Here is an 18,459-nt window from a genome sequence, read left to right on the forward strand (position 1 = left end):
AGATTACATTATCGAATAACGATACCAAGAACCAGCTCCAGCAAGTGCTTTCGCCCAGCAAAGACGACGCTGGTGTGTGGGTACACCAAGATGCATGGTTTCACCTGGGCGACCTGGAAAAGGGATGGAGTGGAACATACAACATAAAACACTCAGGCAATGGCGTTTATGCTTTTTTAATTGAAGGAGAAGTTGAAGTAGCCGGGCAACAACTCGGCAAGCGCGATGGCTTCGGCATCTGGGATACGGAAGCCTTTGAGATCAAGGCTACCGCCGATGCTAAATTGTTGTTGATGGATGTACCGATGGAGGTATAGGGGTTTTAGGGGTGTAAGTGAGCTTCTGAGCTTCCCTAAATAACGTTGACAGGTTTATCAATTTCCCAACATCGGCTTTTATAGTCGAAGTTGGGAATTAAATACTATTAAAGACGAATATGAGTCATCTCGAATTTTGATTGTCATCAAAATCCGTGCTGACCAACCGCAAAACTTATCGTTAAAAACGAAACCCCATGATTTCACTAATAGAAATCATGGGGTTTCGTACAAAAAGTCAGATAAATCAGTCTTTTCAGATGTTCAATGACCTTTTCTAAATTAAAATCAGGCTGGATTTTGGCCTTAGCCAAAATTCGGGATGACTCATGTTAGTTTTTCATCCATTGGCACCTTTTTAGTTGATCAACTTTGTAAGTTCCTATAGAATCCAAAGCGTATGATTTCAGCCCTCTTTTTCCACGATCTGCTTGGAGTACATTAAAGTGCAAATGCTCCTCCGTAGTTTGTCCTGTCTTGCCACTCAATGCAATTGGTTGACCAATCCTTACATAATCGCCTACATCAACCAAGCTTCCATGTTGTTTTAAATGACCATACATGGTAAATAAATGAGATGTCGTATCATAAATTATAATTTGATTTCCAAACGACTTCCATTTATCACTCATCCCCCATCCTTTATAACCATCGACAACTCCAATAACATAGCCATCTTGAGCTGAAGTAACTGTATCTCCAACAGTTAATGTAAAGTCAAAAGCATACCTTGATCCTTGATGATTATGTGTGGGATTTGAGTTATTACCCTGTAGCAATTTATAGCTTTTACCGCTTGGATAAGGAAGGCTTCCAATTTGAGTGGAAAGTATAGGAAGTTCAGGATCCCCCCATTTCAAACTTAATCCAATTTTCCCCTTTAGATCACCTTTATCTTTGATGATTATACTCGTATCAGATTTTGCTCCAAGAAGTACAGGAGAAATAGCATTGAGTATTTCATTTACCTCTTCATTTTGGCAGTTTAAAAAAAATCGCAAAGGACAATCTACTGGATTTCTGATGATTAATTGATACTCACCATTGTCATAACTCTCGTCAATATCTATTTCAAAGGCTGACAACCTTTCTGTTGGCAAAGCATAAAACGAGCATTTTTTTAACACTTGAAAAGAAACAAAGATAAGCGCTATCGGTACAACTATTTTTTTGAAACTTAATTTACTCATTGATCGATTTACGAGATTAGGAATATATATTATTTGCATTTTGCATGGCCTTCGGCATACACCCTTACACTTCCCCAACCCTTACACCTTTACACCGGCACCACAACCTCCTCACCTACTGTCAAAACAGCCTCACCGCTGCCTTCCCAGCAAGCGTTCATTCCGAAGACGACTTTGTTGTTCAGGCTGTGCATTTCCGCCAGATTTCTGAATACGCTGGGGTTCTTTTTTGTGGTTTCAGGATCAATGGTAATGACGATACAACGGGAGCAAGGTTTCGGCAAACGGAAAGCTTCTTTACCAATTTGTAAAGCTTGCCAATTGTCTTCCGCAAAAGCGGCAGGGCCCTCCACTACGATATTCGGGCGAAAACGCTGCATATTCAACTCCTCTCCTACCTCTGCGGCCAAAGCATCCAGGGAGGCTTGGTTGGCCACCAGATAAGGATAACCGTCAGCAAAACTCACCCATTCTTCTCCTTTTGCGAAGCGGGGATCAAGCGGCCGATCAAAATCTTCGGGCATATACACCAAGCGGCAAGGAATACCCAAAGCCGCCTTCAAGTCTTCTCCTGAAATCGACTCTACCAGGCAGGCGGAAAATCGATCGTCCCAAACTTGGACTTCTACCAATGGGCCTTCATCCGCGCGGGCTTCTTTGATGCGCAGCTGTTCGCCAGTATCGAGGTGTTCCAAGACCAGGTCTTGCTCATCTGTCCGAGCTTGCCAACGTGCCAATTGAGCATATTCTCGCTGGGAAATGAATCGGCCATTCTCGTCGATCAACATCCAGCGGCGATCATCTAGGAAACCGCGGGCAGCCAAAGTCGCGGATGTCACGGCGTTGCCTGCCATTGATTTTACGGGATAAATCCAAAGTTCTTTGATCTTCATCTTGCTAAATTACGTAGTTTTTTATTGGCGATGGTGCTGGTGTGATGGCAACCAATGCTAGGGATGCACACCGCTGTTCAAATTTAGGGAAATCTTTTATCTCGGTGGTGTACTGTTTGCCTAAGTAAAGGGGGCGAACAGTTCCTTTCCTATTTTTCAAACCTTGGGAATATGCTTGGGGCTCAACACTCTCCCGAAAACATATGAAAGCGTACACTAAAAATCGCTCTACCTCTAGGAGCAACAAAGTCGCTCCGCATCCTTCTACAACCATAGGTAAAATTCCAAAAGTCCAGCTTATCTTCGCCCTCACATGAAAGACCATCGTTACATTATCCGCGAACAAGGCCGTTTTGGGTTTATCGACCGGGAAGGGCAAGTTGTTATTGAACCGCAGTACTTGGCTGCTGAAGACTTCCACAATGGTTTTGCGCTGGTGGAGTTGATCGACCATTGGGTGCCGCTTGACACCTTGGGGAGGCCGCTGCTCAGGCACCTCTTTCGGCATATCTCTCCTTTTGAATCCGAACGGGCCCGGGTGCAGCTGGCTCAAAACTGGGGATTCATTGGCCCCAAAGGGCGTATTCGCATTCCTTGTATCTATGAATTTGCGATGGACTTTAGCGACGGGCTCGCAGCTGTCAAAAGCCAACAATTGTATGGCTTCATTGATCCCGAAGGCGCCGTAGCCATTGATTTCAGTTTCGACTTGGTGGCGCCTTTCCTGCATCAGCGTGCCCCCGCCAAGCTGGGCAACCACTTTGGCTACATCGACACCGCCGGGCAGTGGATGGTAGATCCCGACTACGACCTCACACTGCCGTGGATGGGCCAGGTAGGCGTATATATCGAAGATGGCCGCTGGGGCCTGCTCAACCGTGATGGCGAAGTGGTCACGACGGCACGTTGGCGTTGGTCGCCCGAACATCCGCCTCAATTTACGGAAGGGCTAGCTGCTATTGTGATCAACGACCATTGGGGGTATTTGCAAACCGACGGTGAGTGGCTCGCGAAACCACAGTTTCTGACCGCCGAGGCTTTCCATAATGGTTTTGCTCGCGTGAGTGATGGCATGAAGGTTGGTTTCCTCGATGCGCGGGGGGACTTGGTCATCCCTTGCCGCTATAGTCAGGCGCTCGACTTTGCAGAAGGACTCGCACCCGTACGCGAAAAGGGCCAATGGGGCTTTATTGATGCACGGGGGCAAACGATCATTCCCTTTCAATACGATCATGCACATGGTTTTCAGAATGGCCTCGCCTTGGTAGCCAAAAATGGTAAGTGGTCGTATCTGGATACGGAAGGTGCGGTGGTTTGGCACGAAGAGTAGGCTTTTGAACCACCAAAGGGCGCCAAAGATTATTTTAAACCATATGAGGGATTATAAGAGATTATAAGAAGACGGGATTTGCTAGCGTATACTCATGAATCTAACCAAAGGCGGAGTTTAATCCCTGTATTCAACCTATGTCATTCAGTTGCTAAAACTGACAATTCTTTGATTATCAATAGTTATTTTCGCTATTTTTAAATGGACTAAAATTTTAACGACGCTCTAAGCGCATATTTGTGACTTGTTCGTACTCCGAATCCAGATTTTACGAACCTGACTTCGCTGCAAAATACTCACTTAGCCCNNTCGAATTTCGCAGCTTCGCCAGCCCCCTAAAGCCTTTATTTTCGTGACGAAACCGTCCCAAACATGCGCTAAACATTTCAAGTAATGAAAAATAACTTCTTACCTCTATTCTATTTCACCCTATTCCTTCTTCTCTCGAGCAACACACTTTCTAGCCAACAAATGATTGAGCAAAACAAGCTCTGGTCCTATTATACAGACACTGGCTTAATCGGTAGCTGGCCTGATACTCACCCTACAGGCTACACAACTATATTCACTTTCGGAGCTTCCGAAATGGTAGATAATGAGACCTACTACCGCCTCCAAACCAGCTATCAGTTTGATTACGCAGCATTTTGGGAGGATAGCCCTTTTTTGATGCGAGAAGACAGCTTGGGCAGGGTCTTCTTAAAAGAAGGAGACCTTCCTGAAATTATCATTTATGACTTCTCTTTAGAAGTAGGCGACCTCTTCGAAGACCAAATCAATGGTTGTAGCTATCAACTAACTTCCAAGGATTCCGTTACCCTAATTTCTGGAGGACGCTGGGAACGCTTCAATTTTGATGGTGGAGCCCCCTGGATCAAGGGGCTTGGCAGCACTAGTTTCATCATTCCTAACTGTATCGGCTCTTCTACGGAGCTACTCTGTTTCCAAACGGGGGTAGACATGGAATACATGGTCGATTTGGCCAATGAGGGAATTGATCTATGCTATTTTATTCCTGTAAGTACAGAAGACATAAGCCCTACTGGCATTTCGATATTTCCCAACCCTGTATTCGACGCTTTCACGATCCAGTCGAAAGAAGAACCACTGCAAGGAAAATTGATTATCTACAATTCGATGGGCCAACGGGTGTATCAGGAAGAGGTGCACCAAACACCAAGGAAAGAAATAGATCTAAGTGCATACCCCACAGGAGTTTATTACCTGACATTGGGCAACCTAAAACAAAAGCTCATCAAGACTAATTGANNGCCCCCCTTAATTCCACGTTTTTTTTAACTACATCTCATAAGAGATTAACCAAGCCAAGCACAAGCCTTTCAATATTGTTTCAGTTGGTCTTCCAACTGCTGCAAAACATCGCCTTCTTTTGCGGGCAGACCATAGCAATGCATCAATTGTTCCCTGGCCAGGGAGCAAGATTCTCCCTCTGCGGCACACTTCCCTGCCAAGGCTTTGGCCAAACCTATATTGACGGCCCAGTTTTCAGGGAAGGTTTCTTTTAGGCGGCCAAAATCATCAATGGCATCGTCCCAGTAGCCGCCAGCAAGGCTTCCTTCTGCCAATTCCAACAGTTGATTGTAGTTGCTGGTGCGTTGTTCTTGCATACCTCTCACTATTCCCGCGTGGTACTTATCCACCGTCTCGACCGTCTCTCCCAAAAACTGCCCTGCGAAAAACAGTACAATTAAGCCTGCCGCCACCAATAACGAATAGTACACCCAGCTGGGGTATCCCCTTGCTCTTTCCCGTGGCGCATATCCTCCTTCTCGCACTTTCCCCTGGGTACGCATTTTTTCCTGTACCCATCGTTTACGACGTTCAAACCCTTTGCGGTGTTTAAACTGGGTGCCGCTGTGGCCATCTATTTTCAGTCCGTTCCATCCCATAGTTTTGGTGTCTTTATTTTTGGGCGTGCCCCCTTTGGGGTCGTTACGTTACAGGGCTCGCTATTCGCTCGGCCAGCTCTTTTCAGTCGCTGTCTGGCCCTTCTGCGGCGGGCCACCCTTCCACATCACTCACGCAGGGGCTAGCTTTACTCATCAATTCAAGATAACAATTTCTACCCGCCTATTTATCCTTCTACCTTCTTCATTTGCGTTCGTTGCTATTGGCACCGTATCACCCTTTCCTACTGCCATTAGCCGATCACGAGCAATCGCTTTCTCTACCAAATATTCAAGCACCGCATTCGCTCTGTCTGAAGACAGCTTTTGATTATCCGCCGAGGTACCCACATTGTCCGTATGGCCTTCTATCCTGATCTCCTTATCGGGATGGTCTTCCAGAAAAGCAATCAATTTATTCAACTCACCAAAAGCATCAATTTTCAAGTTAGAGCTATTGGTTTCAAATTGAATATTTTTGGTATTCATGATGCTTGATATCCTATTACAATCTTCACCTATTTTTACCAGCATTGCATCATCAAAGAGATAATAGGCATAGTCGATCCCACCTGGCGCTGCTATTTTTTGCGTTTGTCTGTCCAGGAAGAAATTGCCAATAACAAGGTATTGGTAGCTACTATCCGCACAAATAGTGTCCGAAATCTTAACCCAATCGTTGTCTACACTATTATCCAGCACACCATCAACATTCAACATGGGTTGGTAATCAAAAATGCCTTCTCCAAACCTTTCAATCTTATCCATAGAGAACAGCATCCCGATATTATTAACCTTTATTGAGGTACGAATTGGCTTCGTCCATACTTCAAAGTAATACTTCTCCCCTATTTCCAGATGCTCTTTTAGCGCTACCTGCAAGTACTCTTTACAGTGGTCACCATCATTGCAGCCCACCAGCTTCAAGCCGATCATTACATTACCATTTCTTGGACTATAGGTATCTATATCGACGTTTGGGCGTTCATTCCTCATTCTGCCCAATTCCGGTTTTTGCAAAATATCCGGAGACCCCGAATTCGGAGAAAACCAGTTGATCATCAATTTATTAAACGAAATATCTGATAAGATCCAATTATTAATGGGAGTTACGCAATATTCAAAGCCCGGATTAGGGACTAAATTCTGCCCAAACGCGGCTTGCTTAACAAGGAAGGCAAGGCAAAAAAGGAGGGTGTTTTTCATGGTTTTCTTGGTGTTGTGTGGTTTGAATCCGTTCAGATACTTATACTTTTCATTTAACGATACTCTTATTAGAATACAGCTAAATGGTAATGTATTCTAGTTGCTACGCCAAGCTGCTAATTACTTAGAATATCCATTATTTCAGTCCTCTTAAACCGAATAGCATAATCCAATGGCGTTTCCCCATTATCATCTTCAGCCCCTAAATCAACCAGTCTTTTTTTGATCAAATATTTTGCTAACTCCGTAGAATCATCGTCTCTTATGGCCTGGTGCAGTAAGTTTCTCCCATTTCCGCACAGCGTTGTAATATCAATTTTTCTTTCAATTAACATAAGGAGCATTTCAATACTTTTAATGTTATGCACTGGTAAACATCCAATACTCCCAGTACTGCGCTGACTTGGATTAGCTCCATTATCTAACAAGAATTCCACCAACTCTATATTATCATCCATTATCGAATAAGATAAGAATGATGTATTTTCTTCATCGGCACCATTAACATTACTACCAGTATTCAGAAATTCCTGCGTAATTTCCAATGCATATTCTCCACAGAAAGACACCTCTGTTAAAATATGATCTACATCACAAATCATATTGGGATCAGCTCCGTCAATTAGCAATCGCCTTGTAAGCTCCAAATCACATTCAGTTGCAGCAATACACAAGACGAAATCTTTATTCAATTCACTGACCTCAACATCCAAATATTCGAGATCAAGATCATACATGGATACATCATATCCATCAATTTCAATTACTCTCCCATCACTCAAAATAGCACCGCTACCTTGCCCTATTGTATCGGCGGTAATATTATAAGCTACCTTCGCAGAGGACCTTTCAATACTAGAATTCAGGGGTTTTGCTTCACAATTTACCACGAAGCCTATTGCTAAAACGGTAACATACTTAATCAAAGTCCTCATTATTTTACCTTTTTCACCCGTTAACGATCTTCTCATAAATCTTTGAAAGTTCCATTTATTACTTCTTGACTAAAGCTGATTTTCCGTTCATTTCGTCCTCCAATCCATCCAACGACCGCTCATCTCTATCCGGCAAGCTTCTACAGAATTCCAAATACGCCCTTGCTTCCTCGCAATACTGGCCATTTTCGACACACATTTTGGTGAGGGTCATCGTCAGGCCAGCATTGGCATCCCAGGCGTAGGGGAATAACGCTAATGCACCTTGGTACAATCGCCGTGCGTAGGCGTAATCACCGCTATTCAGGTGTACTTTCCCCAACTTTACCATATTCCAATATTCTACCGACTCGTGCTCATACCTCTCCTCTTGGTACAGTTTGTAGTTTTGCTGTGTTTCCTGCCGTACCGTTGTCGTCAGCAGCTGAGAGAATTGCCAACTTAAGTATATCATCACTGGCAAAACGAGCAATAACAAAACATAGAGCGCTACCCTTCTGCGATTATTACGCTTGCCGAGCCTACCGTCCCACTCCCCTACTCTGTTATTTCCTCCTTTCAGGTTTTTGCGCAGCAATTCCTTTTGCTTCACAAATCCCTTACGGTGCTTAAACTGAGTACCGGTGTGCCCTGGCACTGAACCTGACCATAGTCCCATGTTATTTGAGTTTACTTAATTCCCATAATACTCCTCCAGCATCTCCTGTTTCCGCAAAATTTCTTCGTTTCCGGGCAGTACTTTTAGGCCTTCTTCCAACCAACGGAAGGCCTCGTTCTTATCAAGAATCCGGAAATAATAGCTGGATGCATTCGTAAACACCTCACTGATGGCCATTATCGAAGCTTCTGTCCCGTCATTCAGGGAGGCTATTCTTGGCTTTAGCTCTTCGTAAGCTGCCAAGGCCTCTTCTTCCTGGTTTTCCTGAAAATTTTCAATTACAGGGGCCAGTTCGCTAAACATCAAGAGCTGCCGAAAGCGTTCGTTCTCCTTCAAAAAGGGAAATCTACGGTTTTCTGTTTGCAGGTAATCCATCAAGATGTAGGGGTCTTCTTCATTCGCTTTCTTGTTAATATTACCGAACACCAGATCCCGTAGCATAGACTGTACCTGCAAATGGTCCGGCTGTAGCTGGTAAGCGCTGTCCAGATAAACATAGGCTTGTTCATACCGCTCCAATAAGCCGTGGTGCCGGCCCATTTGTACAAAATGATTGAAATCAAGCCTTGCCTTGGTCTCCGTAGCTGTTGGTAGCAAATGAGTCAAAAAGTATTCCCGCAGTGACATGTACTGGTCTTTCTTATTCGTGGCAATTAGAAGTTGTTCGCTGGCATTGCCATAATTCATGACCAAATCTTCCATCGCTAGCGCTTCGTAATCCGGAAAATATTGCAGCGCAAACAAAGCACGAAAGCTCTCTGGTTCTTCAAAGCGCATGTTGTCTAACTGTAATAAAAGGCTATTACTCCACAACTCTATCTTCATCTCATTATTGGCCAGGTAAACGGCCTTCTCCGCCAACGCTTCCGCCTCTGAGTGGTGCTCTTCATACATAGCCAGTACACCCGCGTTGAAATAGAGGTCACTCAATATGCCCGTTAAATCAATGATCTTGTCTTCCGACTCAATAAAGTCAGCGTAGAGTTGGTCCGCCGTCTTTCGGTCATACTCCGCCTGACTGATCAGCTTTTCAGCCAACAACTCTTTGGCGATATCTTCCTTGTCCAACTCAAAAATACCGGTGCTCGGAGCAGTGCTTTCTACGATCAAGTATTCCCCGGCAGGATCGTAGACCAGGTAAACGTGGGTAGGTAGTTCGTGCAATTCGTAAGGTAAATCCAACTCTTCCAATACCAAAGCATATAAGGCCGAGGCCGTCACACAATTATAGTTACCACTCGTAAAGATATCCGCAAACTGAGCGTCTTCGTCGTACTTCGTCAGCAACCTTTCGTGGACGGTAGCATACAATAGTTTTGCCGCCTTCAAGGGTTTCTTCTTTGTCAGGTTTGCAGCTTCCAGGTCAGCTACAATTTGCTCAATATGCGCCGTCAGGTCGGTAGCTATTGCCTCTGTAGCGGTACTGTCTACGGCTTGCAGAAACCGAACCTTCGACTTTAAATCTGGCAATTTCTCAAAAAAGGTCGCCGCCAAAACTTCCTCTTCCAACTCAGAGTGAAAATCAAGATCCGTATAATCAACAGATTGGCCAATAGACCAAGTCGTGATAAAAAGCAGTATCAGAAGTGCGCAAATACAACGTAACATTTTTTCAGTTTTTAACGTAAGTACTTTTCTGTACCTAAAATATTAAGACCAATCTCTAAAAATAAGTCGATGGCCAATCACTTGTTCAATTCTTGGAACTATCTCATCCGCTTCTTCTAATTTTATCTGTATTTCAAACTCGTGACTATCCTTATTTATATATAAAACAAGGCTATTCCAATTAGAATTGCCCCACTTCCAGGAAAAATCATTCATTATGATCTCCTCATCACCTTGCCGCAAATTCAGTTGAAGTAAATCATTTATCTGAAAATCACTCATTCTATTAAGGTCAATATAGACATTCGTCGACAGTTTAATTTCAGGTTTCTTTATGATGGCCTTCAAGAAGTAATCTACATCCGTAACATAAAACATCCCTTTGTAGCCAATTGTCCCAGTAGTGATTTTTGATAAACAATCATGACACTTTTTCGCCAATAAGCCAACACTCAACTTTTGATGGTCAATAAAACGACATTCAAATAGAATCCGGATAAAATTTGATCCTCCTTCTATCGTCCAACCACTGCCTGAAGACCATCTTCTGTCTTTAATCAATTTGCCACTCTTATTCTTTGCCAATACATATGGGAAAGCTTTTTCTATGTCTTGCTTACTCATAAGGAATATCCCTTCCTCATTTAGAGCTTTTATCACCAAGTCAATCCGTGACAATTTTGCTCTAGTGCTCTTCTTTGGTAACTTTATTATTAGTCGTACTTCCTTTTTGACTAATTCGCCATCAACTGAATACCCTAGATCATCATTCTTCAAGCGATCAACTGGTTTATGACTGTAAAAACTAAAACGTTTGTATACTTTTTCAAGAGCAATCAAATCAGAGATAGAACGACCAGGGCAATCATTAAGATTAAAGCATAACCACTCAACATGAGAATTGAGAGGATAACTATTCTCAATACTTCTATATTGATGAATATCAACTAATTTGAATCCATAGTAGTAAGTTACTTTCTCATTTTTAATAGCCTCCTTGCGGATAGATTTGATAACTGCTACTGTTTTTTCAATTGAATTATTGCTATCAATTGAGTATACCTTATGTGAAAATCCCATTTTCTATCTGAGTATTTTTTTCAACAATTCCTCCCCTCTACCGCACCAAAGTCACCTGCCCCTTCAGTTCTTCCTGCCGGCCAGCTTTCAGCACATCCACTACGATGTGGTAGATATACACCTCCGACGGAGCGGGCTTGCCATTATTAGTACCGTCCCAGCGGGCGAGCGGGCCATTGCCACGGTACACCTCTTGCCCCCAGCGGTTGTAAACCCGGAAGGATTTGATGTTAATCATATCTGTCTGTTCGAGGTCTATTTCGGTGAAGATGCGGAACTCATCATTGATACCGTCGCCGTTGGGTGAGAAGATATTAGGCACAACCAAACTGTCTGAGACTGATTGTACAAAGAAGCGATAAGTGTCTTCATAGCATCCATTTACGTCTTGGATAATCAATTCCAGGTCCACGTCCTCGTTACCTATAACCGTGGGTGGCGGCGAGGGTAGCCAAGTGACGATAAAGAAGGAATCAGGTGCCGGAAGTTCTATCAATAAAGAATCTCCAGGACAAGCGGTCTCGTCGATATCTTGCCAGAGGTAAGGCTCGACAATATTAATCGTCGCCATACTGTTGCTTACGCAGCCAACACTGTCGGTTACCGTTACGCCGTAAGTGGTCGTCTGGACAGGCACCACCAACGGGTTGGCAGCAGTCGCGGGCGAAAGAAACCCGGTCACCGGTGCCCATACCACCTCGGCATTTAAAGGCAAATCCATTAAAGCCAAACGGGCCGTATCCCCCGGACAAATGGTATCTCCTATCGCTTGCGCAAAACTCGGTTGGGTAAACGTAAAGGTCTGGCTCAATTCATTGACACAGCCTAAACCTGTATCTTCTACCGTCAGACTAATGGTATAGGTGCCTGGTTCTACCGTAAATTCAGGTTCAAAATTATTCACCGTGCTACCATCTGGCAACACCCAGCTATAACTATCGGCACCGACTGATTCATTGTTCAGCACATAGGTGCCCGCGCAGAAAAGACTATCACCAGCATCACCCAGCGAAAAGCCAGCTTGCACATCCCGAATCAACAGCGTTTCAGTCACCGATAACTCACAGGCATCACTAGCGCCTAGTAGTGTTAGGGTCACTGGCCGGTTGCCCAATACGGGTACATTTTCATAAGTATAAACCAGCGGATTGACATCGCTGATCACTGTACCATCACCTAGGTCCCAGCTAAAGGAAGTCACATCCATCGTATCCACCAACTCGAAGGTGACGGCCTCTCCTTCACAGATGGCTTGTGGGCCAAAAGTGAAGGTGCCTAATGGGCCCACAATCTCATAATCCTGCTGCAAAGTATCGGCACAACCATAAGTGGTCGTCGACACCAGCGTCACCGTAAACTCCCCTCTATCAAAAGTCGTCACAGGATTGGGGGCAGCAGAGAAGGAGCCATTGCCAAAATTCCATTGATAACTCATCCCACCCGCAGCAGTAGAGGTATTGGTGAATGCAATCTGGGCTGGTGCACAAACAACTTCTTCGTCATCCACGGAGCTATTAAACCCTGCTTGTGGATAGGCTTGCACATTCACGGTAGCTTGCTGTTGTCCGCTACAGCCTGTTGCTATTTCTTCGTAACTCAACGTCAAAGGGTAGCTCCCTGCAGTGAGGTAGGTATTGACCGTATTCATTCCCGCCACCGGAGGATCGCCTACGCCTAAATCCCATTCGTAAGTAAGCGACGAACCACCACCCGTAAACTGGGTAGCGCTGAAATTGATCGTCTCGCCTTCACAAATATTCAAAGGATTGACATCGGTTAGAATTTGTGAAATCGGCGTGTAAGTACTGATCGCCAACGTATCTGTAGTCGTACAACCTTGGGCATCTTCGAGCGTAAGCACCACCATAATTGAATCGGTGAGCACATCTGTATACGTATGGGTAGCCGACAGTGGTGTATTGCTATTACTGTTGTCTCCAAAGTCCCATGTCCATCCCACCAATGTCGTATCCGCTACGGAGAGGTCGGTGAAATTAACCGTCCCCGGCGAACAAATGAACGTATCATCCGCAGTAAAATCAGGGTCAATACTATATACATTAATCAATCTGGAGATGGTATCCTTACAACCGTTGATATCTTTAGCAATAAGCGTCACTCGTTCTTGCCCAGGCACCGTGAATGTAAAAGGCAGAATCGTGTCATTGCCCATTATAGGGCGGCTGTTTTGTTCAAACATCCAGGTAAAACCATAGGCACAAAACTCTCCATTGACATCGACCGTTCCTGATGCATCAAGGTCTATCATTTCGCCAAGACAGGCCCCAAAGGGAATATCAAGATCGGCCTGAAGATCACGAATACAAATCAGCGTACTATCAGTACGCGAGGGGCAATTCGTTGCAGGGTTAAAGGCAGTAACTCGCACCCAGAAATCGCCAGTGACACTGTATTCATGTATCGGGTTCAAGGCATTGGAAGTTACTCCATCACCAAACTCCCACAGCACACTCGTCGCATCGTAAGTTGTGCTGGTAAATTTCACTTCGTAGGGCGATTCACAATCTATTTCATAAGACAATTTCACATCTGGCCCTTCGATGATAATGTCTGGATTAACCGTTTGGCTCAAACAGCCGTTGTAGTAATAGTACAGCGTATCTGGCTCCACAAATTCATACCAATCGACCTCTGGCGGCGGGTTCACAACAATAAACTGTATGGTATCATCCACGCAAACAACGGCATCGTCATAAGTGAAATCAATGTCTAGCGGAGCGCCTACTTCAATGCGTCGAACATAGGAAGTATCGCGGCAACCAGCCTCATTTTCGATATTCAAAACCACCTCATAAACGCCGGGCTGGGTATAGGTATGGGAATGTAGGTCATCATCCGTAAATGTAGCGCTGGTTCCATCTCCATAATCATACATATAACTGATCACCGGCTCAAAACTCTGCGTAGAATCAGCAAAGGTCACTGTCAAAGGAGCACATCCACTACTTACGTCAGGCATAAATAGCGCATTGGGCGTGAAGATCGTATCCGCCCGAATCAAGGTATCCCGGCAACCGCTAGGGTTAGTTGCATAGAGGGTCGTATAATACTGCACCAGTCCGTTGATCGCATACTCCAGCGTATCTACATAAGTATAGGTGTGGGTGACTTGCGGCCCCGCATCAATAACCATATCATAATACCTCCAGGTGAAAAAAGCGCCCGTGGTAGAGCTTGCTGTAAAATCAATGGTCAGCTCGTTCTCACAAGTATAGGTCGGTGAAGCGATAAGCGATTCATCTACATCATCCACATAAATTTGGAAAGTAGAATCTCGCACACAAAAAATGGGCGTATTGGTTTCTGTTCTTACGGTCACCGTCTGCCAGCCGGGTTCGGTAAAGACAATGACAGGCACCATTAAGTCATCAATGGTTTCAATAACATTATCTGGGAAGGTCCAACTTACCCCGTCTGCTACAACAAAATTTTGGTAGTAAACATATTCATTCAGGCATACCGTATCTGGTGCATTCAGCGGCACCTCCCCGTCATAGATCGCCACGAAACGACTACGATTGGCGGTACAACCAAGGCTATCCGTACCTGTCAGAACAACTTCAAAATTGCCGCTATTGATATATGTTTCTGCTGGAGGAACGGCACCGTTAAACGTGTTACCATTCGCAAAATCCCAGGAGAAAGTTAGGCCTGGCACCTGTGGGGTAATGTTGGCGAAAGCTACCGTCAGCGGAGGCTCGCACGCCAAGGCGGGGTTGGGGTTGGTGAAAAAGTTGAGGTTCTGCACCCCGCCGACAGTAATCGCTCCGGGGAAGATCGTCGTCTGGTCACAGCCCTCCTGGTCGGTCACCAGGTTTAGCGACACATCGTAAAGTCCAGGGCTACCATAAGCATGGGTTGGGGTCTCCCCTTGTGTAGACCCACCATCGCCAAACACCCAATTGTAGCTGGTAATCCCTATGCCTGGAGCAATGGTCGAGTTATCGGCAAAATTAAGCACCAATGGTGCACAGCCCCGATTGGTATCTACCGTAAAACCCAGTTCTGGTGGTGAAAAAACGGTAATCGTCACCGTGCCTACCAGGGCTCCACCCTGCCCTTCGCGCAAACTGACCTCATACATCCCCGGCATCGTAAAAATAGCCGAAGGGTTTAAGGTCGTAGAATTTGCACCATTTTGGAACTCCCAAAAGGGGTTACTCGCGCCAGCCGGAGCAGTAAAAGCTACACTCAAAGGAGCACAGCCGGAATTAATATCAGCAGTTTGGGCCTGTAGCCCAAACAAAGAAGAGAAAACAAACAAAAAGAGGCCGAACAGTCGGCTTGAGGTGTAGAAAGTGCGCATTGGGGATTATTTAGATATTTGCGTTTAAATTTACACTATTTCTCCGAAATCCATTTGTCTATACCCACTTTTGACGTTAACTTGTCGGAGATTTATGATGCACTGACAAGTGCTAAACTCGCTCTCCTATGCTAAATCTTACCCCTTCTACTAAGTTTCTTTTTCTTGTTGCCCTTCTTTTGGGCTGCTTCTTTTTTGCCGAATCGCCAACCTTACAGGCACAACGTGCTTTGCTCGACAAGCGGCAATCTACCACCTGCCTTGATCGCGAATTCGTCGTCATGGCCCATTTGGTAAGAGATACTTTTCAGGCCATCAATTCCACTCCTGAAGAAATCGAAGCAGCTTTGGAATTGGTCAATCTTTGGTTTGAACCCATCTGCACCAAATTTGTCCTGCGGCAGGTAGACACAATAGAAAATTTCCAGTACTCCGTCCCCAAGAACTTCAATGTTCTGGACCAACTCTGGGCCAATCACCATGAGAACAATCGCATCAACCTGTACATTGTCAGTGATGTTGGTTTCATCAGCCAAGAACCCGTCTTCAGTACTTTTGAAGGTATCTTACAAAATGAAACCGGCGGTATCCTCATCAATTACCAAGCATTAAATGACGTTCCTGTTTGGCTCCTCCATGCGTTCGGGCACTATTGCGGCTTACTGGACACCAACGAGGATGTCGACAACCAGCTCGTTAATGGTGACAATTGCGAAACTACGGGGGATGAAATTTGTGACACTCCTGCAGACCCTTTTGATCCCGATGACCCAACAACCAGCCTGAGCAGTTTCGTCGACAATGAGTGCCGCTTCATCTACACTGGCCTCGATGCCAACAGTGAATTCTACCTTACCCAAACCGGTAACGCCATGTCTTACTATCCTCCCCATTGCTGGTGTGGCCTCACCTACGGGCAATTTGAGCGCATGGCCGAAGTGATTGGGTGGTCGGGGTTGTGGTAGATTTTTGGGTATTATACCACCAAAGGGTACCCAAGTTATTTTTCTTGTATCCTTTGGTGGTTCAAAAAAACGCTATTTCGTCGGGTAAATTCGTGAATTTACCTTATCAAATCCCCTTATAATCTCTAATATGGTTCACCAAAACCACCTAACTATGATTTGAGTTCAGCGTCGGTTGCACCTACCTCGCCACGATTTTCCCCGACCAGCAACACTATATAATGTGAGGTTTGTCTTTTTTTATTCCTAAAAGGCAAACCTCACGTTATATACCATCACACATCCGAACTTGCCAACATCCATCCCGTCTTTTTTTCGAGGTGTATCCTAAAATCCCCCTGCGCTGTTTTAACCAAAAATTCCGTTGCGGAAAGCGGCTCTACGCCTATGACCATCATCCCCCACCATTCCGCTTGCCAAGCTTCTTCCTGATGCTGAAAGTTGCCATACGAAGAAGCATTATCCGACGTAAAGAGCAATTCCCCCAGTAGCGTATTCAAGCGGTGTACCAGTGATTTCTCCTCAGGTTTGAGTTGTAAATTCTCCTCCCGCAAGAGATACACATCCGGGTCATTGCGCCACATCCGGCCCGCAAGCGGCCAGCGGCCCAGCACCGAACGCATAGCCGCCAAGGTAGAAACCCGCTCGCGATGGCGAAACCAACGCAGCATCCGATGTTCCCATTTCAAATGGATATCGGCTCCAATACGGCAATAATCAAACAAGCCAAAGCCCGAAGCCAGGGGCGTCCCGCACCCCAACAAGTAAGCATCTCCCGCCCACTGGCGCAGGTTTACCAACAACTCGTGCATCACCTGCGCACGGGTCTTCGCTGGCGTCGGAAAGATACAAGCAGCGTAAAGGAAATCCAGTTTAATCAGGCCGTAACCCCAATCTTCTACCACCGTGCGGAAGACATCCCGAAAGTGAGCCTGCCAACCGGGATGTTGGGTGTCCATTGCATAAAACCAACCGCCCCACATAGGGTTATATCCCGCCTTGAGGGGCTTACCTTTCGCATCCTTCAGTATCCATTCCGGGTGATCCTTGAGTAATTGACTGCGCTTATCCACTACCGTAGGCGCCAACCACAGGCCAGGAATTGCCCCAGTCGCGCGAATCTCCTCCGCCATGGCTTTCATCCCCCGAGGGAAGTTGCCTTTTATGGATAACCAATCCCCTACCGCCGTTTGGTAGCCATCATCAATTTGGAAGTAATCCAGTGGCTGCTCCCGGCCTTGAAAAGCCTTGAGGTTATCGCTAATCACCTGCTCAGAAATATTGGTGTAATGCTGGTACCAGCTCGTCCAGCCACGAGCAGGTTGCGCACGTAGAGCAGGCATTTCCAGCGCACTCGCCCAGGCATCGTAGACTTCCTTGACAGCGCCTTGCAATACCAAGAAATCAAGGAGAACAACCGGCTCTGTGACTTCCCAACCACGGCAGTCGCTTTCAACTTTGAGGCAGTTTTTGGCTTGTTGCCACTGAAAACAGGTAAAAGCCGTTGTTTCGTTCAGGGAAGCCAGCAAAATTGGGGTTGCGTCTTTCACGCGCCATTCTGTCCAGCTCCAGCTGTGTAGGTGGCCTTTCTTACGCGAAATCCAGGGGATGTGGTAATCTCCATAGTAGTCCATCAGCGGCTGAGCGATCCGCCTGAGTTGGGGGATGCAATCTTGAGGGTGCCGCCAGTAGCTTTCTGTCCATGACTGGAAGCCATTGCACAAAAGCCAGTCCGCTTGATCGCCCTGCCAGGGGAGTTCCAAGTAGCAAGATTTGATTTGAGTGTGTTTTTCTACCGGACTAAACGTCAAGCGGATCCGATAACCCAAAGGGTGATCTTCCTGCACCAAATTGACTGTCCCGCTAGCAGAAACTTGCTCACCCTGACCTGCTAAGCTTAGGTGTTCTCCCTCCAATTCCAGTAGGGCAGTCCATGCAGTAGATGGTAGCTTCTTTTGAATCATATCTTTTAAAACCAGACAAGGAATTACAAGGGCATTAAAGAATTAAAAAAAGATACTTATATGTCCTTATAATCCCTAA

At 45.5% G+C, this 18,459-nt stretch carries 13 protein-coding genes and 1 pseudogene; 4 read left to right on the top strand and 10 right to left on the bottom strand.

The genetic code is table 11. The features are described from left to right. Window positions 1-317, top strand: a pseudogene (locus ACRBG0_RS09420) (pirin family protein); the annotation flags it as partial. A gap of 332 nt (window positions 318-649) precedes the next feature. Here the strand turns inward: ACRBG0_RS09420 and ACRBG0_RS09425 are convergent. Next, window positions 650-1,507, bottom strand: coding sequence for a M23 family metallopeptidase (locus ACRBG0_RS09425; RefSeq protein ID WP_431486645.1), 858 nt, complete (start codon window positions 1,505-1,507; stop codon window positions 650-652). Between the two features lie 89 nt (window positions 1,508-1,596). Continuing rightward, window positions 1,597-2,400 (bottom strand): MOSC domain-containing protein, encoded by an 804-nt coding sequence (locus ACRBG0_RS09430; protein ID WP_431486646.1) that lies wholly within the window; start codon window positions 2,398-2,400, stop codon window positions 1,597-1,599. Between the two features lie 313 nt (window positions 2,401-2,713). On the opposite strand from ACRBG0_RS09430, the gene ACRBG0_RS09435 reads away from it, so the two are divergent. Together ACRBG0_RS09435 and ACRBG0_RS09440 are read left to right on the top strand one after the other, a co-directional pair. Continuing rightward, on the top strand, window positions 2,714-3,730 hold the full coding sequence (locus tag ACRBG0_RS09435; RefSeq protein ID WP_431486647.1) for a WG repeat-containing protein: 1,017 nt from the start codon (window positions 2,714-2,716) through the stop codon (window positions 3,728-3,730). A 393-nt stretch (window positions 3,731-4,123) separates the two neighbouring features. Then, entirely contained in the window at window positions 4,124-4,999 is an 876-nt protein-coding gene (locus ACRBG0_RS09440) for a T9SS type A sorting domain-containing protein (RefSeq protein ID WP_431486648.1), read from the top strand. Between the two features lie 71 nt (window positions 5,000-5,070). Here ACRBG0_RS09440 and ACRBG0_RS09445 read toward each other — a convergent pair whose 3' ends face one another. From ACRBG0_RS09445 to ACRBG0_RS09475, 7 genes are all read right to left on the bottom strand, one after another. Further along, complete coding sequence (locus tag ACRBG0_RS09445) at window positions 5,071-5,640, bottom strand: hypothetical protein (protein WP_431486649.1); 570 nt, start codon at window positions 5,638-5,640, stop codon at window positions 5,071-5,073. Between the two features lie 153 nt (window positions 5,641-5,793). Continuing rightward, a complete protein-coding gene (locus tag ACRBG0_RS09450; RefSeq protein WP_431486650.1) occupies window positions 5,794-6,843 on the bottom strand; it encodes an OmpA family protein in 1,050 nt (349 codons plus the stop codon). Window positions 6,844-6,959: 116 nt separating this feature from the next. Then, complete coding sequence (locus ACRBG0_RS09455; protein WP_431486651.1) at window positions 6,960-7,814, bottom strand: ankyrin repeat domain-containing protein; 855 nt, start codon at window positions 7,812-7,814, stop codon at window positions 6,960-6,962. Window positions 7,815-7,836: 22 nt separating this feature from the next. Further along, window positions 7,837-8,436 carry a tetratricopeptide repeat protein gene (locus ACRBG0_RS09460; RefSeq protein ID WP_431486652.1) on the bottom strand — a complete coding sequence of 200 codons (600 nt, stop codon included), beginning with the start codon at window positions 8,434-8,436 and terminating at the stop codon, window positions 7,837-7,839. Window positions 8,437-8,451: 15 nt separating this feature from the next. Beyond that, window positions 8,452-10,044, bottom strand: coding sequence for a hypothetical protein (locus ACRBG0_RS09465; RefSeq protein ID WP_431486653.1), 1,593 nt, complete (start codon window positions 10,042-10,044; stop codon window positions 8,452-8,454). Window positions 10,045-10,086: 42 nt separating this feature from the next. Continuing rightward, a complete protein-coding gene (locus ACRBG0_RS09470) occupies window positions 10,087-11,124 on the bottom strand; it encodes a hypothetical protein (protein WP_431486654.1) in 1,038 nt (345 codons plus the stop codon). Window positions 11,125-11,161: 37 nt separating this feature from the next. Then, entirely contained in the window at window positions 11,162-15,451 is a 4,290-nt protein-coding gene (locus ACRBG0_RS09475; protein WP_431486655.1) for a PKD domain-containing protein, read from the bottom strand. Between the two features lie 128 nt (window positions 15,452-15,579). Between ACRBG0_RS09475 and ACRBG0_RS09480 the strand changes: the two genes are divergently transcribed. Beyond that, on the top strand, window positions 15,580-16,416 hold the full coding sequence (locus ACRBG0_RS09480) for a hypothetical protein (RefSeq protein WP_431486656.1): 837 nt from the start codon (window positions 15,580-15,582) through the stop codon (window positions 16,414-16,416). Between the two features lie 275 nt (window positions 16,417-16,691). Here ACRBG0_RS09480 and ACRBG0_RS09485 read toward each other — a convergent pair whose 3' ends face one another. Next, window positions 16,692-18,380, bottom strand: a complete 1,689-nt coding sequence (locus ACRBG0_RS09485; protein WP_431486657.1) for a glycoside hydrolase family 36 protein — start codon at window positions 18,378-18,380, stop codon at window positions 16,692-16,694. Window positions 18,381-18,459: the final 79 nt, after the last annotated feature.

The sequence above is a fragment of the Lewinella sp. genome (assembly GCF_050633125.1).
Taxonomy (GTDB): Bacteria; Bacteroidota; Bacteroidia; order Chitinophagales; family Saprospiraceae; genus Lewinella.